Genomic DNA, 25,250 nt, shown 5'->3' on the forward strand with positions numbered 1-25,250 from the left:
TGTTATGTGTCAAACTATATATCTATAAATTAATACCTAAATTACAAGCCCTATATTGGCAAGATGGGAAATGAAGGAGGAAAATATTTGAGCAAGATAAAAAATAGAAATGATATATTGACAGAGGAATTAATAAATTATAATCCTAAAAAGAATGGATTTAACATTCCAACAAAAGATTATACTGTAAGATTAGAAGATATTATTCCAGCTCTATCTGGAACTATAGGTAAAATTGCACTAGTAGCTGCTTTTGCTATAGCTTGGGCAAAGGCCTATAACATTTCTAATGAAGCCTTTGTTACGGAAAATGTAAGGATGGAGTTAATAGTTGGAAGTATTATTACAATAATATTTTCCGCCATATTAAATCCATATGCAGCACCTCCTGGGACGCTAGCACCACTAATTCCACTAATCCCCCTTATGGCTTCTCTAGGTGTACATCCACTTGTATTAGGAATTTCAATCGGAGTTTTAGGACTCATCATAGCAAGGTTTAAGTTTTTTGATAAAATAATGGAGCTAAATGGGGTTGCAGCTAGAGGAGGAATTATATTGCTCTTTGGCATTATGGGCATAATGAGTTCCGTTGATAGTCTAAGCCAATGGACATCTACAAAGAATAATTCAATACTCATTATATTAATTATGCTAGGAGTTATTGCTTACCTAGTATTAAATAAAATGAATTTGAAGTGGCTTATGATTCCCGTAGCAGCAGCTATTGGTCTATTGATTCCTGCGTTTTATGGAATTTATCCAGAAGTAAAAGCTGTGCCTGCTTTTCCTATACTTAACCCAAAGGTATGGTGGGTTGATATATGGGGTTTGGGCTTTGGGTTTACAGTTATTAATTTTGTAAAGGCACTTCCATTTGCATTACTAGCTGTGGTTATGTGGCCTACAGATGGCATAGCAATTAAGACTCTTCAGGAAAGCAATTATGGGCCAAAAGCAAAAAAATCTATATTTCACATGAATTCTACCTTTGCCTTTGCCTCTATAAGAAATATAATAGGGTGTTTTTTAGGTGGTGCTCAAACCGCTGCAGTGTGGCGTAGTTTTATGATACCTCTTAGTATAGTGAAAAGGCCAATTGGAGGAAGTGCCTTTCTTCTTGGAATTTCTGGCATAGTTTTTGCATTATTAGGTTTTCCAATAGATATAGCAATATTTCCCCCTCTCATAGGGCTTGTTCTATTGTTTGGAGTATATATTCCATTAGTAGAAATAGGATTAAATACATTAAAGACATCGGCACAAAAACAAATAGCAGCTATAAGTCTTTTAACGGGACTGGCGATAAATCCTGTTATAGGATGGGTAACAGCTATAGTAATTGAAAATTTCAATATAATTAAAGAGGATAACATGAAAACAGAGTTATCATCTGGAGATCTTAAAATAACAGTAATTGTAGCTATTGTTGCAACACTAACTTATCTGATTTCAATTAGCATATAAAAAATTACTACATAGAAGATTATATATTATAAGAGCATTCGTAAAAATGGATGCTCTTTAATCATTTATAAAGAAATTATAAAGTTTTATAAAATCCATAAATAGAGTGTATAATTAAAAGCGTAGGAGGGACCTTTCTATGAATGAGAAAATATTAATCGTTGAAGACGATGCAGAAATAGCTCTATGCATAAAGGAGTATGTTGAAAATAACGGTTATACCACTCTTTGGGCATCTACAGGAAAAGAGGGGTATGAGGAATTTAAAAGGGATAAATTTCAGCTGCTAATAGTAGATATTATGATGCCTGAAATGGATGGATTAACCCTTTGTAAAAATATAAGACTTACAAGTGACATACCCATAATAATTCTTAGTGCAAAGAGTGAAGATTATGACAAGGTGAAGGGATTAAATTTAGGAGCCGATGATTACATGACAAAACCCTTTAGTTTGATTGAACTTCAGGCAAGGATAGAATGTAATTTAAGAAGATATAAAAGATATAAAGGTATAGATGAAAATGCTAACTTTTTAAAATATGAAAATGGACTAGCTGTAAATGAGAAGGAGAAGTATGTAGAAATCCATGGTACAAATCTTCACTTCACATCTAAAGAGTTCGAATTACTTGTATTGATGTTGCAAAATCCAAAGAGAGTTTTTAGTAAAAAAGAGCTCTATGAAACTATATGGGGAGAAGAGGACATGGATGGAAACAATACGGTTACTGTCCATATAAAACAAATTAGAGAAAAATTAAAGGATGATCTTAAAAATCCAAAGTTCATTGAAACTGTATGGGGTACTGGTTATAGATTTGTAGGGGAAAGATTAGTATGAAGATAAAAAAATGGCTTACTCTATCCTATGTAACAGTAATGCTTATTCCTATATTAACAAGTATCATGCTTTTCTTTTGGATACAAAGCTATAATAAACGAACGGAAATGGATGATTACATAAATAATATAAAAAAATTTGAAAAATACGATAAACGACTAAGCGATAAAGAATTATTTAATAATCATTCTTTTAATGTGGGGGATTTGATTGATGAAGAGGACAGAAATAGTACTAAGATAGAGATATATGATAGAAATGGAGTTAGATTATCTTCATCTATTAGTGAGAATGTATATTATCCAATTTCTAGAGAAGAGCTTTATTCAAATCTCTATGAAATAAAGCATGGATTTAAATTAGATACCTTAAAAAAGCCTGTTTTTTATGAGGGGGATTTAATTGGATTTTACCAAATAAGCATAGTAAGAACAAAAATAATCCAAGGGGTGAATAACGCTACTATTATAGCAATCATCGTATTTGTTGGGATATTTACAGGGGTGTTAATGCTTATGATTAAATTGATGGATAGGAAATTCAATAAACCACTATTGCTATTAATAGATTCAATAAAGGATTTTGCAAAAGGAGAAGAAACTTCTATAACTTATAAATCAAAGGATGAAATTGGAGAACTTATAAGTCACTTTAATAATATGAAGGGGGAAATCAAGGAAAAAGATTATGAAATAGAAAAAGAGCAAAAGTCAAAGGAGTATATGATAGCAGCAATTTCCCATGATTTAAAGACGCCATTAACATCCATAAGAGCTTATGCAGAATTAATCAATTCCCAAAGGGAAGAAAAAAATAAAAGATATGCTTCAGGAATATTGAGTAAATGTGACTATATGAGTAACATGCTAGAGGATTTACTCATGTACACAATACTTACTTCAAGTTATACCATGGATTTTGTAGGGGTAGATGGAGAGGAGTTTTTTCAAATGCTTCTTTCAGGTTATGAAGAAGTTTGTGGAAAAAGCAATATAAATTATAAAACTCATATAAAAGTTAGAGGAAACTATAGAGTTGATGTTAAACAGATGATAAGGGTAATTGATAATCTGATGAGTAATGCTATTAAGTATACAGCAGAAGGAAAATCAATTTATATGGGTGCTTTTTCAAAGGAATTTTCTCTTCCAGATTGTATAGATGAAGAGGAAAAAAATAAGATTGAAGAATTAAGAAAAGACGGCGTAGTTATATTAGTTAAAAATCAAGGAGAAGAAATACCGCAGGAAGATATAGAGAGGATTATGGAACCTTTTTATAAGGTGGATAATTCAAGAAATAAAAAAGTGGGAACTGGTCTAGGATTAAGTATAGTAAAACTAATTATTGACAAGCATAACGGCAGCATGATTGTTTTATCAAGTAAAGAAACAGGTACATTAATAGCTTGTTTTATTCCATGACTACCTGATTCAAGTATTATGCTAATTAAGAAAGGAAAGTGAAAAATTATTATGATTAAAAAAAGAATTGTTTCTATAATTATGGGAGGACTATTAAGTGTTACTGCACTTTCAGGATGTGGAACACAAAAAAGTATTTTACCAGAGACAATAGTAGCTCACGCTATGGAGTCAGAAGATAATGTGAAATCCTATTACGGAGAAGCAAGAATCCGTTTGTATGATAAAGATAATAAGATTGTTGAAGATAGTATTATGAAAGAATGGCATGATACGTCTAAAGGTAAAATGAAAGTTAGAACAGAGTCCTATTCCAATGAGGGTGAGCTTGAAACTGTAACTACAAATGATGGAAATAATGTTGTGTCATATATGATCAAAGATAAAAAAGCTTTAACTATGAAAAGTTTAAGTGAATCAGATATGCCTATAAGAACTCAAAGAGAGCAAACTAAAATATTTTTAGAAAATATAAAGAAAAGCCATGCTATAAGTACTGTAGGAGAAGAAAAAATAAATGGCATGGATACTTATCATATAAAAGCAGTGCCAAAAGAAAAGAATACTATATTTTCAGAGCAGGACATATGGATAGATAAAGAAAATTGGTTTACAATTAAGATTATTTCTCATGATTCAGAGTCAAAAATCGAATGTGAATATACAAAGATTGATTTTTCACCTAAAATTGATGACAAAATATTTACTCAAGAAATCCCAAAAGATGTAAAGATAGAAAATATTAATGAATCTGGACCAAAGACAAAAACTATGACTTTAAAGGAAGTAAGAGATTTTTTAGGAAAGCCCTTCGCATATTTTTCAGAGTCATCTTCTTATAAAATTAAAGATATTAAGCTTCAACAGTATGGAAGTGAAGCAGTAGATGATGAAATAATTATGGAATATCAAAAGGACAATAAACCTTACTTTAGTATAAGCCTTAGAAAGGGAAAGAAAATTGACTCTGATGCTAGTGAAATTCCTGGTACAGAAGAGATTACTATAAGAGGACAAAAGGGAAATATGTTTAAAGATAATATTTCTATTATATTTTGGTCAGAAGGAGATGTAAGATATAGTATAATTCCTTATGAAAACATTGAAAAAGTAGAAGACTTTATAAAAGAGTTGGATAAGATGGAGATGTTTAATTAAATAGAAGCACCCTCTCAAAATTATTTCTGAGAGGGTGCTCATTATTTTTCATCCTTCATATTATTTATTGTGGCTTTTATAACAGAAGTAGGCCAATCATGAAAATCAATCTCTCCAAGTTCATAAAAATCCCATGATAAATTCTTTATTATTTTTTTTAGTTCTTTTATGCTTTTTTCCCTCTCAAAATCAATAACTTTTTTTCTGGACATAATATCCCCCATAGAATTTGCTTTTACTTATTATATATTCTCTAAAATTAGGGATATTACATAGTAAATATCTATAATTAAACCATCAATACATTTGAATTATAGAGCAATGTTATATACAATAATTGTATAGTATAACATGAATTGAAATTAATATAATGGAGGGATTAAAATGTTAGATTTACTAAAAAGCAGAAGAAGCATTAGAAAATTCAAGAATATGGAAGTGGAAAAAGAGAAGATTGAAGCTTTAGTTAAAGGGGCTCTTTTATCTCCATCTTCAAAGAATACCATGCCTTGGGAATTCATCGTTGTAACAGATAAAAACACATTAGGGGAATTAGCATTATCTAAAAAAGCTGGGTCAGCATTTTTAAAAGAAGCACCTCTAGGAATTGTTGTTCTTGGTGATCCTAATATTAGTGATGTTTGGGTAGAGGATACATCCATTGCTACTATAATTATTCAATTGGTAGCAGAGTCAATGGGACTTGGTTCTTGTTGGATTCAGATCAGAGAAAGAAAACATAATGAGGATATGAAAGCAGAAGAACATGTACGTAAAACTTTAAACATACCGGAAAACATGAGAGTAGAATCCATAGTTGCCATAGGATATCCAGATGAAAACAAAGAACCACGTAGTGAAGAATCTTTAAAATATGATAAGGTGTTTTTTAACTCTTACGAAAATAAGTATACACCTTAGAATATAGAGAATAGCCAAGGCACATAGTATTTTTAAGTATAAGTATTTATAATACGTATAATAATCAATGTTTGAAAATATATTTGTAGAACATAAAAGAGCTAAGTATGTAGTGAAAAAGCGACCTTTTATTGGAGCGGCTTCAATGCGTGCTTAGCTCTTTATCTGAAATTAAACCTTCACTTTCTTTAAGTTATACAGATGTACATGGAGAAGCTTTCACTTCCAGATTGGATGCATAAGGAGGAAAAGAAATAAGATTGAAGAATTAACAAAGTATGGTGTAATTATATTAATTAAAAACCAGAGAGAAGAAATTTTAAGTGAAATTAATTATAAGAAAGGAAAGTGAAAGACTATAATGATTAAAAAAAGAATTGCTTTTATAATTATGGCAGGGGTATTGAGTATTACTGCACTAACGGGGTGTGGAAGCAAAAACAGTATTTTACCAGAGACCATAGTAGCCAACGCTATTGAAGCAGAAAATAATCTAAAATCCTATTATAGTGAGGCAAGAGTACGCGCATACGATAAAGATAATAAAATCACTAACGGTGCTACTGAGAAGGAATGGCAGGATATTTCTAATGGTAAAATGAAAATCAGAAGAGAATACTATTCTGATAACAATGAACTTGAATCTGTATCTACAAGTGATGGAGATACCGTTATTACATATGATAATAGAGCTGGAAAAGCCTCAATTATGAAAAACATAGATGAATCAGATATGCCTATAAACTCTGGAAGACAATATAACAAAATAATTTTGCAGTATATAAAAGAAAATATAGAAAATCATGATATAAGTATTATTGGAGAAGAAAAGATAAATGGTATGAATACCTATCATATAAGAGCAGTACCAAAAGAAGAGAGCATTATGTTTTTAGAACAAGACATGTGGATAAATAAAAAGAATTGGAGCGTAATTAAAACCATAGGTGTTCTTACTGGAGGAACAAAAATTGAAGAGGAATATGTAAAAATTGATTTTTCACCTAAACTTCCGGATGAAATATTTACTCAAAAAATTCCAGAAGGAGTAAAGATAGAAAATATTGAGGAAGCTGGCCCAAAGACAAAAACCATGACGTTAAAAGAAGTGAGAGACTTTTTAGGAAATCCATTCTTATATTTTCCAGAGTTATCTTCTTACAAAATTAAAAACATTAAGCTTATACAGTATGAAAGTGAAGAGTTATATAATGAAATAACTATGGATTATGAAAAAGATGGGAAACCTTATTTTGAAATGAGACTTAGGAAGGGCAATAAAGTTAATTTCAATGATAGTAAAATTCCTGGTGCAAAAGAGATTACTATAAGAGGACAAAAGGGATATATATTAAAAGGCGTCAAAAGCGTTATTCTTTGGCCAGAAGAAGATATAAGTTATAGTATAATTCCACATGAGAACTTTGAAAAAATAGAAGACTTTATAAAAGAGTTGAATGAAATGGAGATGTTTAATTAAATAGAAGCACTCTCTCAAAATCATTTCTGAGAGGTGCTTATTTTTAATTTTTATCATTACGATAGCTATCAACGTTCTTTAATTTTAGAGTAGTATTTATTTTGAACTCTAATTTTTTCGAATTAAACTCATCTTCGCTAAGGGGGCCATATTCTGATTTTTTATTTATGTCTATTATCCAATATTGTATGTCATCTTCATTATCCGTAGATTCTAAAGGGTATTGTTTTACCATGATAAAACTATTATCATAAGCCATTTCTTGAACAGTTGGAGCAACAACCTCTTTTAGCTCATCCTTAACATATTTGTTTATACAAGCCATGGTTTTAGATGTTCTTGACAACTCATAATTACTATTTCCTAAAGGTAAAATAAAATCAGATGCACCAGGGCCAATATAAACCCCTGTAAATTGAATAAATAATACAAGGCTTACAAATGCAATACTCAATATAAATACAGACCAAATTATAGGTATTAATAATTTTTTTGTAATATTATTTTGTTTTATCATAATTACATCCTCGAATCTTAAATTTTATATATGACTCTATCATTTAAAATATAGGCTATATTAATTATTTATACATAAAATTGGGAATTCCTCCTTTATATCTAAAGAATTATTGACAGAGATAAAATTTAGTTATATGATTATATTTGAATTTAATCATATAATCTTTGGCGTAAATAATAGATTTAATGGTAGAAATAATTTTCTCTAGGAGGATGATAATATGAAACCTAAAGTAGCATTTATATGTGTACATAATTCTTGTAGATCCCAAATGGCAGAAACTTTAGGGAAACTATTTGGTTCAAAGGTTTTTCAATCCTATTCAGCAGGCACAGAGAGAAAGCCAGAAATAAATAAAGATGCGGTAAAGACAATTAAGGATTTATATAATATAGACATGGAGGAAACTCAATATTCTAAACTACTTGAAGATATACCAAAGGTAGATATTGTTATAAAAATGGGTTGTAATGTTGTTTGCCCATTTTTACCTTCAAAGCATATAGAAGATTGGGGATTGGAAGATCCAACAGGAAAGAGCAATGAAGAATTTATAAAAACAGCAAAGGCAATTGAAGAGAAGATTAAGGATTTAGCATATAGAATTGAGAAAAATGAAATTAATTTAAATGATAGATAGGAAGCAAATATATTTGATTTAGCATGGTAATATTAAACTATGATAAGCATATTAATGGAATAGGAAAGCATTGATAAAGAAAAGCTTTTATATATTATATGATAGAATATGAATGTAATCATGTTATTATATTAATACAAGGAGGAAAGTATGGATTTAATTACTACATTAAAAGCATTAAGTGATGAAAATAGAATTAGGATTTTAAATTTGCTGAACAACGGAGAGTTTTGTGTATGTGAAATTGAATATATATTGGAGATGACACAGTCTAATGTGTCTAGACATTTAAACAGATTAAGCAGTGCAAAGATAATAGAAAGCTATAAAAAAGCTCAGTTTGTATATTACAAATTAAAAGAAGATAAAATAAAACATCATGAGTTCATAGAGCATATATTAAATGATGAGCTAATGAATATAGAACAATGTAAAATTGACATAGATAATTTAAAGAAATATAGAGAATCAAAGTTAGATTGTAATACCATAAGTTTAAATAGGGGAAAATCAATTTGCACTAAAGAAGATAATGTGTAGCATATAAAACTATGTTACATATAATGCTTATATGAGTATATGTGAATGTAGTAATGTGTATGATGCTTTTCTATAGTAGATATATAGAACCTAATAATAAAGATTTAATTTATAAAGATTATAGGAGGATAATATTATGAAATTAGAATTTTTTGAACCTACAATGTGTTGTTCTACAGGAATATGTGGTCCTAGTGTGGATGAGAGATTAGTAAGGCTTAGCGAAAATATAGAATACTTAAAAAAGAATTATAAGGAAATAAGTATTCATAGATATCAACCACAGCAAAGTCCAATAGTTTTTATGACTAATAAAGGGGTAAGAGAACTTATGAAAGAAGTGGGTAAAAAGGCATTACCTATTACAGTTTATAATGGAAAAGTAATAAAACAGGGGGACTATCCTACATTAGAAGAATTAGAAAAAGCTATAAGAGGTGAATAAAGGTGAGCAAATTTATATTTTTTTCGGGTAAAGGTGGAGTAGGAAAGACCTCCATGGCTTGCACTTCAGGGGTATACTATGCTAATAAAGGGTACAAAACTTTAATAGTTACCACAGACCCTGCTGCCAACTTATCCGATGTTTTTGAACAGGAAATAGGACATAAAACAACTAAAATAAATAATATAGATAATCTTTATGCCATGGAAATAGATCCAGATAAAGCTACAGAAGAGTATAAGGAAAGACTTTTAGCACCTATGAAGGAATTATTTGATGAGGAAATGATAAAAATTGCAGACGAACAGCTTAGCGGCCCTTGTACTGAAGAGATGGCATCCTTTGATAAGTTTATAGATTTCATGGGTGAAAGTGAATATGATATTGTAATATTCGATACTGCACCTACAGGTCACACTATTAGGCTATTGGAGCTACCAGTAGACTGGAGTAAACATATTGAAGAAAGTGCTAAGGGCAGTGGTCAAACCTGCATGGGACCTGTCTCAATGATTCAGGATAGTAAAGATAAGTTTGATGATGCTATAGAAAAGCTTAGAGATACAAATATTACAGATTTTATATTTGTAATGCAGCCTGAACAAACATCTCTAGATGAAACCCATAGATCCATAAAAGAACTTGCGGATTTAGGCATAAAAGCTACAAAAATTATTATAAATGGATTTATACCTAAAGATGAAGCGGTAAATACTTTCTTTCAATCTAGATACCATATGCAGCAAAAATATTTGGAAAAAGCCTATGATGAGTTTAAAGATTTAGGTATAAATACTATGGAGCTCTTTGACAGTGAACTTAAGGGAGTAGATAGATTTAGATTATCAGCATCCATACTTTTTGAAGGAAAAAAGGTAGATAAAGCTATAAATATAGATTATGGAAACTTTGAAAGCATATCTATGAAGCAAAGCTCCAATATAAAGGAGTTGATTCTCCCTAAAGAAGGACTTCATAAGAATATATTCTTTTCTGGAAAAGGTGGAGTAGGTAAAACAGTTATGGCCTGCATAACGGCAGTTAAAACTGCAAAGGAAGGTTACAAAACCTTATTGTTAACTACTGACCCAGCAGCTCATATAGGGAAGGTTTTAGATAAGCCTATAGGGGATGAAGTAACAAAAGTAGAAGGAATAGATAATCTTTATGCTGCTAAAATTGATCCTAAAGTAGCTTTTGAGGAATATAAAAATAATATACTAGAAGATGCGAAAGGTAAATTCAATGAGGATACCATATTAACCATGGAGGAAGAATTGAATTCTCCGTGTACCGAAGAGATGGCTGCCTTTCAAAAATTTATATCCTATGCCAGTGAAGAAAAATATGATGTAATTGTATTCGACACAGCTCCTACAGGTCATACATTAAGACTTTTAGAATTACCTATGGATTGGAGCAAACAAATTCAGATGAAGGCAGGACTTTCAACGGAAATAAGCCAGGAGGATAGAAAGGAAAAAGAAAAGTTTGATAAGGTAATAGCTCTAATGAAAGATAAAAATGTTACTACCTTCTCCTTTGTTATGTATCCAGAAAAGACTCCAATCATTGAAGCATATAGGGCTTCAGAAGAGTTAAAAACTGTGGGCATTAAAACTCAGCTTGTTGTATCTAATCTTATAATACCAAAAGAAGAAGCGAACACTTCTTTCTTTAAGAACAGAAGACATATGCAAGAAAAATATTTAAGAGAAATAGAGAGCACATTTAATGAAGCATCAATATTAAAAGTACCTATGTTCAATAAAGAAATAAAAGGACTGGATATTTTAATTGATATTGCAGAGAAAATATATCAATAGTGAAAGATAATAAGAGAGCTAAAGTTGTAGCTCTCTTGTGTTTTTGTATTAGAGTTGTGAAGTCTGTAAAAATATTATTACAGGATTTGCGGATATATCCTTGAAAATTAAATAGTACGGTATTTACATATGGTATAATTATCCTATAAAGATTGCTTACACAGTTTGAGGTGATGAAGATGTATAAAGAATTGCATGATATTACAGAGCTCTATACATGGAAAACCATTGAGAAAATCAACAGCGGTTGGTCAAGTGATGTAAAATATTATGTTGAAGATTATTTAGGAAACAAGTTGTTGTTGCGAATTTCTGATATAAGCTATTTAAATTCTAAAATAAAAGAGTTTGAAATCATAAAAAAATTTAATACTTTAGATTTTCAAATGTCAAAAGCCATATCTATAGGCGTTTGTAATAATAAGAAGAATGTTTATATGCTTTTGAATTGGGTTGAAGGTGTTTCATTAGGAAAAGCAATGGAAAAACTAGCAGAAAAAGAACAGTATGACCTTGGTATACAAGCTGGAAAAGTCTTGAAGCAAATCCACTCAATAGATGTTGAGGATGTTGACATACCACTTAAAGATAAAAAGGAAAGGAAACTTCAAAAATTAGAAAGATACGAAAATAGTTCAGTTCGTATAGATAACGATCAATTAGTAATAGATTACGTGAAAAGTAATATAGATAAAATAGATCTATTACCACCTGTGTATAAGCATGGAGATTTTCATGTAGGAAATCTAATTTTTACTCCCGATAAGCATCTAGGCGTTATCGATTTTAATAGATGGGAATGTGGTGATCCATACGAAGAATTTTATAAGGTACAAAGTTTTGACGTAGAAGTTAGTATTCCTTTCTCTATTGGACAGATTGACGGATATTTTGATCATCAACCACCAAGAGGGTTTTGGGAGATTCTTGCTGTTTATGTAGCTCACGCTTCCTTGTTTTCCATTGCTTGGTCAGAAAAATTCGGAGATAACGAAATAAAGGGAATGAAAAGACGTGCTATGATGACTTTCCAGGACTATGATAATTTTCAAAGCATAATACCTCATTGGTATAAGGACAATTTTATGAGATATAGAAAATGAACAAAAACACCGTAAATTCAAAAAGGAATGATTGCAATACATAATATTAATGTTTTAAGCAGGGGTTAATTACTTATTAATTAAAATTTAAAGGTAAAAAGGGGAATAAACTATGGCACTAATTATACTTTCTTTTATAACGGGTTTTTTAGGATTATCAATAGGCTCAATGGGTGGAGAGTCGTTAATGATACTATTGGGAATTGCAGGTTTTCTAGTTCCTGGTCTATATATTTTACAACAAATATATAATGAATTAAGACAAAGGTAGATAAATTAAAATATCTATTGAACTTAGTTAAGAATGATTTTTATTATAAGCTTCTTCCATTTGTAGGAGCTTTTTTCTTCTTCAAAAATATTTTATTTAAATGAAACCCTAAGTTTTTCTGCTTTGGTTTTGGTTTCATCGAAAGTGATAAGGATTTTTTTGATTTTGCTTCTCTATATAAAAGCTCATTCTGAAGCTAAAAGTGACTTAGGTGACTAATATAATAAAGAAAAAATCAGTGTAAAACATTAATGATATGCATAATTAATTAATATAATTAAAAATAATACGTCATATAACGAAAAATAATAGATAATATAACGAATAATATTCTTGATTTTTAAGAAAACATTAGTATATAATTAAATATATAATATATCACCACAAAATTTATATTAAATAGGGAGTGGATTTGATGAAGCTTGTGTATACAGGAAAAACAAAAAATGTTTATGCTTTGGAAGATGGGAATTATCTACTTAAATTTAAAGATGATGTAACAGGAGAAAATGGAGTTTTTGATCCAGGTGCTAATACTGTTGGTTTAACAATAGACGGAGTAGGAAGAGCAGGGCTTAAATTGACTAAGTTATTCTTCGAAAGATTAAAAGAAGAAGGAATACCTACACACTACGTTGATGCAAATATAGAAGAGGCAACAATGACAGTAAAACCAGCTACATTGTTTGGAAATGGTCTCGAGGTAATTTGTCGCTACAGAGCAGTTGGAAGCTTTATGCGTCGTTATGGTATGTATGCTAAAGATGGACAAACTTTAGATGCCTTTGTAGAAGTTACTCTTAAAGATGACGCACGTCAGGATCCACCGATTAGTGAAGATGCTTTAGATATGCTAGGAATACTAACACTAAATGAATATAAAATACTAAAAGAACTTACTAAGAAAATAAGCGCTGTAGTAAAAGATGAATTAGCTAAAAAAAATATAGAACTATATGATATCAAGTTTGAATTTGGAAGAGTAGGAGAAGATAAACATATTGCCTTAATAGACGAAATTTCAGGTGGAAACATGAGAGCATACAAGGATGGAAAATATATAGAACCATTAGTATTAGAAAAATTAATGCTAGGCGAATAATTTATAATTTAAAACTGAAAATAACAAGATAAAATTAATATTAAAAAGCCCTAATTACAGTATGAATCATCCCCGATTCAATATGTGATTAGGGCTTTTTTTAAACTACCTATCTACTAAGTATGTATTTTAAATCTATTAAAATATCTAATGATTTAGCAAAACTAAATCTAATCCTTTTAAGTGTTAATTTTTTATTACATAAGTAATATGAAGCATATGACTTATATCACTTCTATGTCTTCTATACATAATATATACTTTACATGTAGGGCATAAAGGGGGCGTATAAAATTGAATAACCACATAGGAAGCAAAGGAAATGAAAGATTATTATTTGAGATCATAGTTATTATATTATTAACTTTTTTGCCATCATTTCTTTTCAAAACCTTTAAAGGTCTGGCTACAATAATACCTGTATTATATATATTTATAGAAAAGAAAAAGAGAAATCGTACATGGGGTGAATTGGGATTTTACCCTAAAAACACGATATCAGATATTAAGAAAAATTGGTTTTTGACAATTTTAGTTTCTGTTATTATACAGTTAGCAGTTTTGTTTATTGGAAAGTACTTCGTTCCAGAGTTTATAGAGCATATAAAACTGAGAATTCCTTTAATTAAAATATCTACAATAGTGCCTTTATTTATTACCGTAACCATAGGAACCTTTGGAGAAGAATTTATTTTTCGTGGATTCATTCAAGAAAGGTTGAGTTGGTTTATAAAACCTAGCTATGCTATAATTGTAACTTCTTTAATCTTTGGATTCATGCACTTTTACAGAGGAGCTTTTTTAATAGTTGCGTTGGATATAGGAGCAATAATAATTGATAGCATTATTTATGGCATTATTTTTAATAGAACAAAAAACATATTTGCCTCATGGATTGCTCACTATCTTGCTGATATTGTAGGCATTATTTTAATTTTATTTTTCATATAAATAAAAACTAAAAAAATAGACTTGCAAACCTCTATTAAGAGCTAAGTATGTAGTGAAAAGTGACTTTTCTAAAGCAGCTTCACTACGTGATTAGCCTCGGTTTTGTACAACAAATTATTTCTGTAGAAACTCAAATCTATGAAAATATATTTGTAAAAAATAAGGGAACTGAGTATATAATGAGAGGAACGCCTTTTTGTGAAGTGACGTCATTATGTACTTAGTTCCCCTTTTGAATACACCAATTATTTTTGTAGAAACTTATAATTGAAAAAACAATTTACTATAATATATATTTGAAAATACCTCAGTTCCTATTTTTGATACTCAAAAAAATAGATATTATCATGTGCTATTATACAATAGTTGCAGAGTATCCAGTTGCTTTACCATTCTCAACAGCTTCTATGTACCCTTTAAAATAGAATGGTATATTATCTTCTTTTCCATTTAGGATTCTTCCTCTTACTTTTTCAAAGGCATATATTGAAACAGAAAAATTAGGTTCGCCAGTTACAAGGACTGGTTGTTCCTTTTCTTGAACCCAATAATATTCTCCACCATAGTTTTTTCTTGCTACCTCAAAGATATAGCTACCAACCATGGAACAAATTGAATACAAATCATCTTCATCCAGTTCATAGTCACTTAAATCATCTAACAAAGCATCTATCTCTTCTAAACTTTTAACACTAAAGTCGAAATTTCCTTTATGAGCAAAATTATCATAAAAACTTTCTGCTGTAGATATTACATCATTCTTTAGATTTTTTTCCACTATTTCATCCCTCCAATTATAGTAAGTATATCATAAAGCATTATAATAATTGCTTCAAATGTAAACTGCTTTATAATTAGTAGTTCATTAAAATGAAATAATTTGTACAAATTATTGTGATAAATTTGTAACATTAATTTTTTATACTACGGATAGACGCGAAGGAGGTGAAGAAAAATGGGAAAATTAAATTATCGTCATGAGTTAAAGTACTACATAAATCATCATGATTATTATATTTTAAGTCATAGGCTAAAAAATATAATGAAGAAAGATAAGCATACCGATGAAAAAGGAGAGTATCTTATAAGTAGTTTGTATTTTGATGATATAGATAATAATGCTTTAAGTGACAAACTTTCTGGAGTTAAAGATAGGGAAAAATATAGAATTCGAATTTATAATAGAAGCGGCAGCGGAATCATTCTTGAAAAGAAGATTAAGAATGGCATATATGTTGGCAAAATTAGAGAGAAAACCAATATTGATATTTATGAAGATATTATAAATGGTGAGTATGGAAGGCTTAGAGATATTCAAACTCCCCTCCATCAGGAACTTTATTTTAAAATACAAAATAACCTTTTAAAACCAAAGGTAATAGTTGAATATGTGAGAGAAGCCTATGTTTCAGAACCGGGTAATATTAGAATAACTTTTGATAAGAGTTTGAGTACAGGGTTAAATCAAGTAAATTTATTAAACCCCAATTTAAATACAATAAGGGCGATAGACGAGGGTTTTACAATACTTGAAGTCAAATATGATTCTTATTTACCTGGATATATAAAAGACATGCTGCAACTTGAGGGATTGACTAAACAATCAGTGTCGAAATATATAATTTGTAGAAAATACATTAAATCAAATCTTTGGGAGGATAATTAAAGATGAATAATGAAGTATTTAATTTTTCAGATATATTTAAAAAAGGCTTTTTAAATAGTGCAACTACAGACTTGTCAGCGATGAAAGTGGTGTTAACTTTAGGGTTAACCTTTGTTATAGGGCTATTTATTTATGTAATATATAAGAAGACATTTAAAGGAGTTTTGTTCTCAAAGAGTTTTAATATTTCACTAATTGCCATAGCTATGGTAACTTCTCTAGTTATTATGGCAGTTACTTCTAATATAGTGCTTTCACTAGGTATGGTTGGTGCGCTAAGTATTGTTAGATTTAGAACTGCAATAAAAGATCCAATCGATATTGTATTTATGTTTTGGGCAATTTCTTCAGGAATAGTAACTGGTGCTGGATTGTACACCTTAGCTATTTTTGGATCATTAGTTATAGGGCTTATATTAGTTATGTTCAATAATGTATCCATGTCTGAGAATGCTTATCTTTTAGTAGTTAATTGCCATGATAATAAGGCTGAAGAAGAGGTTATAAAAAAGATTAAGGATGAGATTAAAAAATTTAATATTAAATCAAAAACAGTAGCTAAAGATAATATTGAAATGACCTTAGAACTTAGAGTTAAAAACAATGAAACAAGTTTTGTAAACACAGTATCCAATATTAATGGAGTAAATAATGCAGTACTTATAAGCTATAATGGAGATTATGTTTCATAGCTTAAATGGTGGTGATAAATTTGAATAAAAATTTTAAAATATATACTATATGCTTTGTGCTGTTTTGCACAATATTAGCAATAAGCAAGTTTATTCCAAACTTTGGAGAAGACACCTCAAATAAATCAAAAACAAATATTGAAACAGGTTTAACTCAAGAAGAAAAGGATGAAAAGATAAAAAGTGAGATATTTTCTAAAGATAAGGTTGTGGATTTAAATATAACTATTAACGAAGAAGACTTTCAAGATATGAAAGACAATGCAATGAAAGAAGAATTTAAAGTTGCGAGTATAAATTATAACGGATATGAATTTGATAATGTGGGAATTAGAACTAAAGGAAATTCTAGCTTAAGCCAGGTAGCTGGTAGTGATAGTGACAGATACAGTTTTAAAATAGACTTTGAAAAATATATAGATAATCAAAATTTTTATGGAATAACTAAGATCAATTTAAATAATTGTATTAGTGATGCAAGTTACATGAGAGAATTTTTGACTTATGAGATGATGGAAGAAATGGGAATACCAACACCTAGATATAGTTATGTAAATATATATGTGAATGGAGAATTATGGGGTTTATACTTAGCTGTAGAACAGATAAATGAAAGTTTTATAAATAATAATTTTGAAATTACAAATGGTAATCTCTATAAGCCAGATGGAGCAGGCAGCGATTTAGTATGGAAGGGTGAAGATGGAGATTACAGCGGAATAAGTTTAAAAACAAATGAAAAAGAAAATGATAATAGTAAACTATATGCTATGATGAAAGCGTTAAATGAGGGAAAAGATTTAGATAAGTATTTAAATGTGGATGAGATACTAAAGTATTTTGGTGTAAGCACTGTAGTATCTAACTTTGACAGCTATCAAGGAAGCATGAAGCATAACTATTATCTCTATGAGGAAAATGGAGTGTTTTCAATTTTACCCTGGGATTTTAACATGTCTTTTGCTGGATTTAACAATGGAGGCAGTAAGGATCAAATGATAACTAATTTAATAGATGAACCTACTATGGGAAAATTGAGTGATAGACCTTTAATTGCAAAACTGTTAGAAGTGCCGGAGTATAAAGAAAAATACCATGAATATATAAAAGAATTGGTAGAAGGATATTTAAGTAAAGAGAATTTTTCAAATAGAATAAATGAACTATCAAATTTAATTTCTTCATATGTTGAAAAAGATCCTACAAAATTCTATACCTTTGAAGAATTTCAAAAAGCTATAAGTGAAGAAGAAGTCACAGAAGATGATGAGAGGCCAACGGATAAACCGGCATCAACAGATAATCAGATGTCAAAAGATAAAGCAGTGTCAGTAGATGAGTCAAAATCAGCAGACAATAAAAAAGCAGCAGATGATAAATCAGAACCTAATAAAAAGGGTATGATGGGCGGAGGAGTTCAATTGCAACCCTTTGTAGAAAAAAGAGTTGAGAATGTAAAGAAACAATTATCAGGAGAAATACCATCTTATGATGAAGGTAACGGTATGGGAATACAGGATATGGGAGGACCAAAAGGAGCAGACTTTGCCCCAAACAACATTCCAAAGGATGGGCAGATGCCTCAAGGAAATGGTCAGAGACCGGAAGGACAGCAAATACCTCAAAGAGATGGCCAAAGGGAAAAAGGACAACAAATGCCAGGAAATCTACCAAATATGGGGGGACAAGGGAATAGATTCCCTGAAGATAGAGGAGATAATATAAATACTACTGACTTGATAATTAACGGAATTGGATTAGGGGTTATGCTGCTTACAGTAGCAGTAATATCTATAAGGAGAAGAACTAGAATATAGATTTTAAAAAATTACTAAGTAAATTATAATTTACTTAGTTTTTTAAACTTTTAAACAATCAAGGTCTTGGAGGTGAGTTTATTGAAAAAAATATTATTATGTGATGATGAAGAGAGAATAAGAGATATAGTAAAAGACTTCCTCATCAATGAAGGGTACATGGTAGTTGAAGCAAAGGATGGAGAAGAGGCTTTAGAAAAAATCAATGATGAAGAAGTAGATTTAGCTATTTTAGATGTGATGATGCCAAAGCTTGATGGTTGGGTTGTTTGTAAAGAAATAAGAAGACTATGGAAGAAGACACCTATTATCATGCTGACAGCTAAGGGAGAAGAAGTCGATGAGCTTTATGGATTTGAAATAGGTGCAGATGAATACATAGTTAAACCTTTTAAGCCCTCCATACTTGTGGCTAGAGTCAATGCATTATTAAGAAGGGTAAGTAGGGGAAGTATTTATTTAGATGAGGATTTAATTATAAATGACGATTTTCATGAAGTGAAATTAGAGGGAGAGCTAATCGATTTAAGTCCGAAGGAATATGAATTACTATTGTTTTTATATGAAAATATGGGCAATGTATTTAGCAGAAAACAACTTTTGGATAAAATATGGGGGCTTGACTCCTTTGTTACAGATAGAACCGTTGATACTCACATAAACAGACTTAGAATAAAACTTAACAATAAGAGGAATTATATTAAAACTGTAAGAGGATTTGGATATAAATTTGAGGTGGATAAATGAAGAACTCCATAAGAACTAAATTGTTTATTCAAATAAGTGTAATAATTTTAATATTTGTCTTATTAACTACAGTTATAAATTCAAATTTTCTTGAGAAATATTATGTTTATCAAAAGAAACAGGTTCTTATCAACCAAGGAGATTATATAAACAAGATAAGTACAGAGGATTACAAAGATATGGCTGTAGAACTTAGGAAGATAGAAAGTAGGTATAGTGCAAATATATCTATTGTATCTCCAAAAGGAAAAGTAAAATACAGTTCATCTTTTGCAGTAATCGATGATTCTCCATATATGTTTCAAAACCCTGATAATAAGTTCCCAGGGGAGAGACCTATAAAGCCATTTCCAAGGGAAAAACCTCATGAAGTAAAAGAGAGAGAAGTTATAAATAAAAACTCTTTTATTGAATTACAAACAGATAAAATGCTCAATGTGGATTTTTTAGTTTATAATAGAGAGCTTGATAATGGTGATACATTAGATATTAGAGTGTTTTTAAACTCAATTTCCGAAAGTGCAAATGTGGCTAATACTTTTTTACTCTTTATTTCATTGATTCTATTAGTTATCGGAGGGTTTTGGGCATTTATTATGGCAAATAATTTTACAAAACCTATATTGCAGATGAATGAAATAACTAGGAACATGGCGGCATTAGACTTTTCAAAGAAGTGTAATATAAAAACCATGGATGAGATTAATCAATTAGGAGACAGTATAAACTACCTTTCACATCAATTAGAGCAATCTCTTACAGAACTAAGAGAGGCGAACGAAGAGTTGCAGCATGATATTGAAAGGGAGAGAAAAATTGATGAGATGAGAAAAGAATTTATATCTAATATATCTCACGAACTTAGAACTCCTATATCAATTGTTGAAGCATATTCAGAAGGGCTTAAACTGAATATTATTAAGGATGAGAAGAAGAAAAATTATTATTGTGATGTAATAATGGAAGAAACAAGCAAGATGGATAAGTTGCTGAGAGAACTTTTAGATTTATCACAAATGGAAGGAGAATATTTTACATTAAATAAAAGTGAGTTCAATATAAAAGAACTTATTAATAGCTGTTACCTTAAATACCAAGAGATATTTAAAAATGAAAAAATTAATGCTTTTATAGATATCAAAGAAGAAGCTTTGGTCTATGCAGATTCATTTAGGATAGAACAGATATTAAATAATTTAATAAATAATGCCATCGCTCATATAGATGGAGAAAGAATAATTAAAATAACCTGTGAAAAAAACAAGGATCATGCAAAAGTTTCAATATTTAATACGGGGCCTCAAATACCAGAAGATGAACTAGATAAGCTTTGGATAAGCTTTTATAAAACAGATAAATCCAGAAATAGAGAAAAAGGGGGATATGGATTAGGTTTATCTATAGTAAGGGCAATACAACAGCTGCATGGTAGTGATTATGGGGCTGAAAATGTTGAAAATGGCGTAGTTTTTTGGTTTCATATAAAAATGTAGTAGAGTAAAAAGTAGAATTATCAATATAATTTAAGATGATTAAATGAAATTTAATATGGATAAGTAAAATTTAGAATAAGCAAATAGAATTAAAAGTAGTGTAAAGGAAACAATAAAAAAGAAAAAATTATTTGGGGAGGATAGTTATATGGAAAAACTTAAGGATGCCATTGAAAGAATAAAAATACTTCAATGTCCAACAGGTGATGTGGAAAATAGAGTTACAGGAATACTTGAGGACTATGGAGTTGCAAATAGAAAAGAAATAACCATAAACAGAAATGAGGAACTGGATTCTATTAGTGCAGAAGCCTATAGCGTACAGATTGGTAACAACAAAGAATCTATGGTGGTCTTAGCCAGGGCAGGAGAAGATGATTATGTGGCTGAAGTTGTAGATGTTTATATGAATTAAGTATATATGAATTAAATTATAAAAAAATGCCTAAGGGATATTTTCCTTAGGTATTTTTTTATAACACGTTCTCAAAAGTTAGCATTTTTATTAATGTTATCTCTTTAAGAGTAAATATATTTATAGTTTCTCTCCCAATTACGAGTATAATGTATATTATAGGTATTAAATTTTAAAAATAGAGAAGTTATCTTAGAAAGATAAGAGCTTTAATGGAGGGGGAGCACATGAAGATATTAGCAATCATGGGATGTTCTAAGAATGGCAACACAAGTGACATAATAAAGTATTTCGAAAATCAGATAAATAAAAATGGAGATGTGGACTTTGAGTATTTATATTTAAGTGATTATACTATTGATTTTTGTACAGGATGTCATAATTGTATATTTATTGGAGAGGATAAATGCAGGGAATATAAGAATGTAAAAGCTATAGAGGATAAGATTTTATCTTCTGACGGGATAATTTTAGCCTCCCCAGGATATATGTTTAGTGTAACGGGAATAATGAAAAACTTTTTAGATCACGTGGCATATAATTGTCATCGTCCAAAATACTTTGGCAAAAAAGCATACATAATTTCAAGCTGCACCAAATGGCAGGAAAAAGGAGTGTTTATTCCTATGGAAACCTGGGTTTCGGCAGCAGGTTTTAATTTTGTTGGAAAAACTTATGTGGATATGCTCCCATTACCCATGAGCCAAAAAGAGATGGATAAAAAAAGAAAAAAGATAGACAAAGCTTCCTATGAATTCTATACAGCATTGAATAGAAAAGAACAATTAAAACCTAAATTTTCACATTTAATGGTTTTTCACAGCTTTAGGACTTTATGTGAAATGGCTCCTAATGTGCTAAAGGCAGATTATGAATATTTCAAAGAAAGAAATGCCTATGATAAAAACACAAAATGGTATGTTCCCGCTAATATATCTTTCATAAAACATAATATTGCTTGTAAAATGGAAGGAAAAATGGTTAAAGTAATAGAAAAATTAATTGATAAGGAAAAAATAAGTGTTACTAATGGCAGATATAAAAATGAGTTATAGTACAAAGGAGGGATTGGATGTTTAAAATAGAGGATTTGCTTTGTGAAAATTTTTCCTCATATCCAGAAGAAGTTAGAGATTATTTAGAGCGCTTTTCTAACAATTTAAAAGAAGCCTTAAAAGAGGAATTGATCAATCATATTGCAGAAGATATGCTAAGCAATATAGAGAATAGCAAAGAGGAGTTTATAGTAAAACTAAGCATCATATTAAACAACGGACACAAAGGATATAATAATATGTCTACTAAGTCTCTATTGGATTTATATTTAGAGGTTAAAAAAGAAGAGGATTTTGTAAACTTGTTAGACAAAGTAAGTAAGGATTTAGAATAGGAAAATTGTTTTCGCATTTATAGGTTTCTACAAAGAGAATTTAGTTTATCAAATAGAGGGCTAAGCACGCAGTGAAATCGCTCCAGTAAAAAGTCGCTATTTCACTACATACTTAGCTCTTTTATGTTTTACAAATATGTTTTTAAGATTATGAAATAATAGGGTATCTAAAAACTTAAAAATCTATACATCTAAACATATCACTTCTTTCATTTTTGTAAGAATTAAGTAATATAACTTTATACAACTACAAATTAATGATTGTTAGAATAGATGTGAGGTGATAGAGATGAAAGGAATTTTAATGAGTTATTATATACTATGGGGCTATTGGGAGGTGGCTTGACCTATGTACGGTAAATTGGCATTTCGCAATATGAAACGCAGTATAAAGGATTACATCATTTATTTTATTACGCTAACTTTGGCAATTGCACTTATGTTCTCCTTTCTTTCAATCGCTTTTTCAGAAATGGTGATGGGGTTATCTGAAAACATGAGTGGGCTTTCTTCAGTCATACTGATTTTGTCATTGGTTGTAACTCTTATTGTTGCCTTTACTGTCAGCTATGCCACAAAGTTTATTGTAACAAAGCGTAAAAAGGAATTTGCCACCTATCTTTTACTTGGGATGGAACAACGTACTGTCAGTAATATGTTTTGTATAGAGAATGCTTTGATAGGTATTTTGGCACTTGTCATTGGAATATCTTTTGGCTCCTTGCTTTCACAGGTTTTTACGGCTGTAATAATGAATATTTTTGATGAAGTATATAGCTTTCAACTGGCTTTATCATGGAAAGCTGTACTTATTACCTTTATCTGCTTCATAATCATGTATGGAATCAATACCTTGAAAATGGGTACATCCATCCGTAAACGAAAGATAATTGAATTGATTTATAGCAGTGGATTAAACGAAAAAGTTTCTATGGGAAAACCAATTATTTATATTCTGATGTTGGTGCTCTCCGTTATTGTAACTATTATCTCTATATTACTATTTAAAACCAGTATCAGTTTTAGCGATAATCGTGCATACCTGTATATGTTTAGTGGCTTTCTATGTATTGCATTAGGGTTATTGGGGACTTACCATAGCTTGCCATACCTCATTTTGATGGCGGGAAATCACTATAAGCATTGGAAATATGATGGTGCAAACTTATTTTTGTTGAAGCAGCTTTCTTCAAAAATCAATTCCACCGGTAAGATGATGGGGGTCTTGGCTATTCTATTGACACTTGCCTTATGTGGTATGTCTTTTGGGCTTTCAATGGGTGCTGCGTATAAGGTGAACATAAAAGCAGAAGCGCCATTTGATATTGCACTAGGACTTGATGTGGCTGGAATAGAAAACTTTGATGAAGTAGTACAATTCATTAGTAAAACTGTGCCTGTAAAAGATTATGTTGATTATCAACTTTATGAAGACGATGCTTTACCAAATATAGATATTTTAACATTAAGTGATTACAATAAATTACGACAGCAGTTAGGATTGGATGAAAAGCAGATTACAGATGATCAGTTCATTATACATTGTGATACATGGAATAATCTTAAACCTATAAAAGAGGCGCTACAAAACGAAGATAGTATCAGCCTGGGAAATCATACTTTTTCATCCCATAATAGCTTAATTTTTACGGAACCTTTTGCACAATACCGTATAAATGGAACTTTTGGCTATGCTATTGTTCTTCCCGACTTTGTTATATCGGAATTAGATGCCTATAAATCTCGTCTTGTAGTTACAACAATGGAAGATGCGCCACAAAGCATTAAAGGGGATTTGAATACTTTTGTTCGTAAAGAATGGAAGGCGCAATTTTTAGAAACACCAAAACAAGAAGAACGTATTACAATGACTCTAAGTGTTAAGTCATGGAGCATTGCTAATGCGCTAACAGCTCTTTCTATATTGTCTTTTGGAGGGCTATATTTGAGCTTGATCTTTATGATATTAGTGGGAACTATCCTTGCACTACAACAAATATTTAATAGCAGCAAAAGTCAATATCAATACCGTGTTATTAAAAATATGGGAGTAGGTGATAACGAGATTAGGAAGCTGATTTTTAGTGAATTGCTCATGGCATTCGTTATTCCTCTCATTTTGCCTGTCATTTTAGTAAGTGTAGTATCAGTTTTCGCTAATAACTTTTTTAGAGAATTTATTTTGATGGAAGATGTAATCCATATATATACGGTAATTACATTGGCTGTGTTTTTTATACTTTATACAATTTATTTTATAGCAACATATAGCAGTTGCAAACGAAACATATATAGTTTTATCAATCATTAAGGTGTTATAAGTTAAGTATTAACATAG

Annotated in this window: 26 protein-coding genes; 23 read left to right on the forward strand and 3 right to left on the reverse strand. The window is 30.2% G+C overall.

Going from position 1 to position 25,250, the window contains the following annotated elements:
• The first annotated feature begins 87 nt into the window (after positions 1–87).
• The 4 genes from KQI86_RS09545 to KQI86_RS09560 all read left to right on the forward strand — a co-directional run bounded on the left by KQI86_RS09545 (position 88) and on the right by KQI86_RS09560 (position 4,893).
• On the forward strand, positions 88–1,467 hold the full coding sequence (locus tag KQI86_RS09545; RefSeq protein WP_216439044.1) for a DUF3360 family protein: 1,380 nt from the start codon (positions 88–90) through the stop codon (positions 1,465–1,467).
• 139 nt (positions 1,468–1,606) lie between these two features.
• Positions 1,607–2,311, forward strand: a complete 705-nt coding sequence (locus KQI86_RS09550; protein WP_216439045.1) for a response regulator transcription factor — start codon at positions 1,607–1,609, stop codon at positions 2,309–2,311.
• Positions 2,308–3,735: a HAMP domain-containing sensor histidine kinase gene (locus tag KQI86_RS09555; protein WP_216439046.1), complete on the forward strand. Its 1,428-nt coding sequence runs from the start codon at positions 2,308–2,310 to the stop codon at positions 3,733–3,735. Before KQI86_RS09550 ends, KQI86_RS09555 begins: the two co-directional genes overlap by 4 nt.
• Positions 3,736–3,786: 51 nt before the next feature.
• Positions 3,787–4,893, forward strand: coding sequence for a LolA family protein (locus tag KQI86_RS09560; protein WP_216439047.1), 1,107 nt, complete (start codon positions 3,787–3,789; stop codon positions 4,891–4,893).
• A gap of 41 nt (positions 4,894–4,934) precedes the next feature.
• Here KQI86_RS09560 and KQI86_RS09565 read toward each other — a convergent pair whose 3' ends face one another.
• Positions 4,935–5,105 (reverse strand): hypothetical protein, encoded by a 171-nt coding sequence (locus tag KQI86_RS09565; protein ID WP_216439048.1) that lies wholly within the window; start codon positions 5,103–5,105, stop codon positions 4,935–4,937.
• A 172-nt stretch (positions 5,106–5,277) separates the two neighbouring features.
• Here KQI86_RS09565 and KQI86_RS09570 point away from each other — a divergent pair, with 172 nt between their 5' ends.
• Both KQI86_RS09570 and KQI86_RS09575 read left to right on the forward strand, forming a co-directional pair.
• Positions 5,278–5,814 (forward strand): nitroreductase family protein, encoded by a 537-nt coding sequence (locus KQI86_RS09570; protein WP_216439049.1) that lies wholly within the window; start codon positions 5,278–5,280, stop codon positions 5,812–5,814.
• A 361-nt stretch (positions 5,815–6,175) separates the two neighbouring features.
• Positions 6,176–7,294 (forward strand): LolA family protein, encoded by a 1,119-nt coding sequence (locus tag KQI86_RS09575; protein WP_216439050.1) that lies wholly within the window; start codon positions 6,176–6,178, stop codon positions 7,292–7,294.
• Between the two features lie 43 nt (positions 7,295–7,337).
• Here the strand turns inward: KQI86_RS09575 and KQI86_RS09580 are convergent, their stop codons facing one another.
• Positions 7,338–7,811 (reverse strand): DUF3997 domain-containing protein, encoded by a 474-nt coding sequence (locus tag KQI86_RS09580; RefSeq protein ID WP_216439051.1) that lies wholly within the window; start codon positions 7,809–7,811, stop codon positions 7,338–7,340.
• 223 nt (positions 7,812–8,034) lie between these two features.
• On the opposite strand from KQI86_RS09580, the gene KQI86_RS09585 reads away from it, so the two are divergent.
• From KQI86_RS09585 to KQI86_RS09625, 8 genes are all read left to right on the forward strand, one after another.
• On the forward strand, positions 8,035–8,454 hold the full coding sequence (locus tag KQI86_RS09585; protein WP_216439052.1) for an arsenate reductase/protein-tyrosine-phosphatase family protein: 420 nt from the start codon (positions 8,035–8,037) through the stop codon (positions 8,452–8,454).
• Positions 8,455–8,604: 150 nt separating this feature from the next.
• Positions 8,605–8,994, forward strand: a complete 390-nt coding sequence (locus tag KQI86_RS09590) for an ArsR/SmtB family transcription factor (RefSeq protein ID WP_216439053.1) — start codon at positions 8,605–8,607, stop codon at positions 8,992–8,994.
• A 136-nt stretch (positions 8,995–9,130) separates the two neighbouring features.
• Entirely contained in the window at positions 9,131–9,439 is a 309-nt protein-coding gene (gene arsD / locus KQI86_RS09595) for an arsenite efflux transporter metallochaperone ArsD (RefSeq protein WP_216439054.1), read from the forward strand.
• 2 nt (positions 9,440–9,441) lie between these two features.
• Positions 9,442–11,265: a TRC40/GET3/ArsA family transport-energizing ATPase gene (locus KQI86_RS20500; protein ID WP_343216160.1), complete on the forward strand. Its 1,824-nt coding sequence runs from the start codon at positions 9,442–9,444 to the stop codon at positions 11,263–11,265.
• 179 nt (positions 11,266–11,444) lie between these two features.
• A complete protein-coding gene (locus KQI86_RS09610; protein ID WP_216439055.1) occupies positions 11,445–12,368 on the forward strand; it encodes an aminoglycoside phosphotransferase family protein in 924 nt (307 codons plus the stop codon).
• A gap of 112 nt (positions 12,369–12,480) precedes the next feature.
• A complete protein-coding gene (locus KQI86_RS09615; RefSeq protein WP_216439056.1) occupies positions 12,481–12,639 on the forward strand; it encodes a hypothetical protein in 159 nt (52 codons plus the stop codon).
• Between the two features lie 415 nt (positions 12,640–13,054).
• Positions 13,055–13,741, forward strand: coding sequence for a phosphoribosylaminoimidazolesuccinocarboxamide synthase (locus KQI86_RS09620; protein ID WP_216439057.1), 687 nt, complete (start codon positions 13,055–13,057; stop codon positions 13,739–13,741).
• Positions 13,742–14,035: 294 nt separating this feature from the next.
• Complete coding sequence (locus tag KQI86_RS09625) at positions 14,036–14,692, forward strand: CPBP family intramembrane glutamic endopeptidase (protein WP_216439058.1); 657 nt, start codon at positions 14,036–14,038, stop codon at positions 14,690–14,692.
• 355 nt (positions 14,693–15,047) lie between these two features.
• On the opposite strand, the gene KQI86_RS09630 is transcribed toward KQI86_RS09625, so the two are convergent.
• On the reverse strand, positions 15,048–15,470 hold the full coding sequence (locus tag KQI86_RS09630) for a hypothetical protein (protein WP_216439059.1): 423 nt from the start codon (positions 15,468–15,470) through the stop codon (positions 15,048–15,050).
• Positions 15,471–15,647: 177 nt separating this feature from the next.
• Here KQI86_RS09630 and KQI86_RS09635 point away from each other — a divergent pair, with 177 nt between their 5' ends.
• From KQI86_RS09635 to KQI86_RS09675, 9 genes are all read left to right on the forward strand, one after another.
• The gene (locus KQI86_RS09635) at positions 15,648–16,358 is read left to right on the forward strand and encodes a polyphosphate polymerase domain-containing protein (RefSeq protein WP_216439060.1); all 711 of its coding nucleotides are present in this window, start codon (positions 15,648–15,650) and stop codon (positions 16,356–16,358) included.
• Between the two features lie 2 nt (positions 16,359–16,360).
• Positions 16,361–17,050 carry a DUF4956 domain-containing protein gene (locus KQI86_RS09640; RefSeq protein ID WP_216439061.1) on the forward strand — a complete coding sequence of 230 codons (690 nt, stop codon included), beginning with the start codon at positions 16,361–16,363 and terminating at the stop codon, positions 17,048–17,050.
• A gap of 20 nt (positions 17,051–17,070) precedes the next feature.
• Positions 17,071–18,867, forward strand: a complete 1,797-nt coding sequence (locus KQI86_RS09645) for a CotH kinase family protein (protein WP_216439062.1) — start codon at positions 17,071–17,073, stop codon at positions 18,865–18,867.
• An 81-nt stretch (positions 18,868–18,948) separates the two neighbouring features.
• Positions 18,949–19,614 (forward strand): response regulator transcription factor, encoded by a 666-nt coding sequence (locus tag KQI86_RS09650; protein WP_216439063.1) that lies wholly within the window; start codon positions 18,949–18,951, stop codon positions 19,612–19,614.
• Positions 19,611–21,107, forward strand: coding sequence for a sensor histidine kinase (locus tag KQI86_RS09655; protein WP_216439064.1), 1,497 nt, complete (start codon positions 19,611–19,613; stop codon positions 21,105–21,107). The genes KQI86_RS09650 and KQI86_RS09655 overlap by 4 nt, the downstream gene beginning before the upstream one ends.
• 148 nt (positions 21,108–21,255) lie before the next feature.
• Positions 21,256–21,522, forward strand: a complete 267-nt coding sequence (locus KQI86_RS09660) for a hypothetical protein (RefSeq protein WP_216439065.1) — start codon at positions 21,256–21,258, stop codon at positions 21,520–21,522.
• Positions 21,523–21,749: 227 nt separating this feature from the next.
• A complete protein-coding gene (locus tag KQI86_RS09665; protein ID WP_216439066.1) occupies positions 21,750–22,577 on the forward strand; it encodes a flavodoxin family protein in 828 nt (275 codons plus the stop codon).
• Positions 22,578–22,594: 17 nt separating this feature from the next.
• Positions 22,595–22,912, forward strand: a complete 318-nt coding sequence (locus tag KQI86_RS09670) for a hypothetical protein (RefSeq protein WP_216439067.1) — start codon at positions 22,595–22,597, stop codon at positions 22,910–22,912.
• Between the two features lie 349 nt (positions 22,913–23,261).
• Entirely contained in the window at positions 23,262–25,223 is a 1,962-nt protein-coding gene (locus KQI86_RS09675) for an ABC transporter permease (RefSeq protein WP_216439068.1), read from the forward strand.
• Positions 25,224–25,250: the final 27 nt, after the last annotated feature.

The sequence above is a fragment of the Clostridium mobile genome, from assembly GCF_018918285.1.
Taxonomy (GTDB): Bacteria; Bacillota; Clostridia; order Clostridiales; family Clostridiaceae; genus Clostridium_AW; species Clostridium_AW mobile.

Excerpts from the sequence above, each read along its gene's own strand:
- KQI86_RS09550 (WP_216439045.1), top strand. The coding sequence starts at position 1,607 with ATGAATGAGAAAATATTAATCGTTGAAGACGATGCAGAAATAGCTCTA.
- KQI86_RS09555 (WP_216439046.1), top strand. The coding sequence starts at position 2,308 with ATGAAGATAAAAAAATGGCTTACTCTATCCTATGTAACAGTAATGCTT.
- KQI86_RS09560 (WP_216439047.1), top strand. The coding sequence starts at position 3,787 with ATGATTAAAAAAAGAATTGTTTCTATAATTATGGGAGGACTATTAAGT.
- KQI86_RS09565 (WP_216439048.1), bottom strand. The coding sequence starts at position 5,105 with ATGTCCAGAAAAAAAGTTATTGATTTTGAGAGGGAAAAAAGCATAAAA.
- KQI86_RS09570 (WP_216439049.1), top strand. The coding sequence starts at position 5,278 with ATGTTAGATTTACTAAAAAGCAGAAGAAGCATTAGAAAATTCAAGAAT.
- KQI86_RS09575 (WP_216439050.1), top strand. The coding sequence starts at position 6,176 with ATGATTAAAAAAAGAATTGCTTTTATAATTATGGCAGGGGTATTGAGT.
- KQI86_RS09580 (WP_216439051.1), bottom strand. The coding sequence starts at position 7,811 with ATGATAAAACAAAATAATATTACAAAAAAATTATTAATACCTATAATT.
- KQI86_RS09585 (WP_216439052.1), top strand. The coding sequence starts at position 8,035 with ATGAAACCTAAAGTAGCATTTATATGTGTACATAATTCTTGTAGATCC.
- KQI86_RS09590 (WP_216439053.1), top strand. The coding sequence starts at position 8,605 with ATGGATTTAATTACTACATTAAAAGCATTAAGTGATGAAAATAGAATT.
- arsD (WP_216439054.1), top strand. The coding sequence starts at position 9,131 with ATGAAATTAGAATTTTTTGAACCTACAATGTGTTGTTCTACAGGAATA.
- KQI86_RS09610 (WP_216439055.1), top strand. The coding sequence starts at position 11,445 with ATGTATAAAGAATTGCATGATATTACAGAGCTCTATACATGGAAAACC.
- KQI86_RS09615 (WP_216439056.1), top strand. The coding sequence starts at position 12,481 with ATGGCACTAATTATACTTTCTTTTATAACGGGTTTTTTAGGATTATCA.
- KQI86_RS09620 (WP_216439057.1), top strand. The coding sequence starts at position 13,055 with ATGAAGCTTGTGTATACAGGAAAAACAAAAAATGTTTATGCTTTGGAA.
- KQI86_RS09635 (WP_216439060.1), top strand. The coding sequence starts at position 15,648 with ATGGGAAAATTAAATTATCGTCATGAGTTAAAGTACTACATAAATCAT.
- KQI86_RS09640 (WP_216439061.1), top strand. The coding sequence starts at position 16,361 with ATGAATAATGAAGTATTTAATTTTTCAGATATATTTAAAAAAGGCTTT.
- KQI86_RS09655 (WP_216439064.1), top strand. The coding sequence starts at position 19,611 with ATGAAGAACTCCATAAGAACTAAATTGTTTATTCAAATAAGTGTAATA.
- KQI86_RS09660 (WP_216439065.1), top strand. The coding sequence starts at position 21,256 with ATGGAAAAACTTAAGGATGCCATTGAAAGAATAAAAATACTTCAATGT.
- KQI86_RS09665 (WP_216439066.1), top strand. The coding sequence starts at position 21,750 with ATGAAGATATTAGCAATCATGGGATGTTCTAAGAATGGCAACACAAGT.
- KQI86_RS09670 (WP_216439067.1), top strand. The coding sequence starts at position 22,595 with ATGTTTAAAATAGAGGATTTGCTTTGTGAAAATTTTTCCTCATATCCA.
- KQI86_RS09675 (WP_216439068.1), top strand. The coding sequence starts at position 23,262 with ATGTACGGTAAATTGGCATTTCGCAATATGAAACGCAGTATAAAGGAT.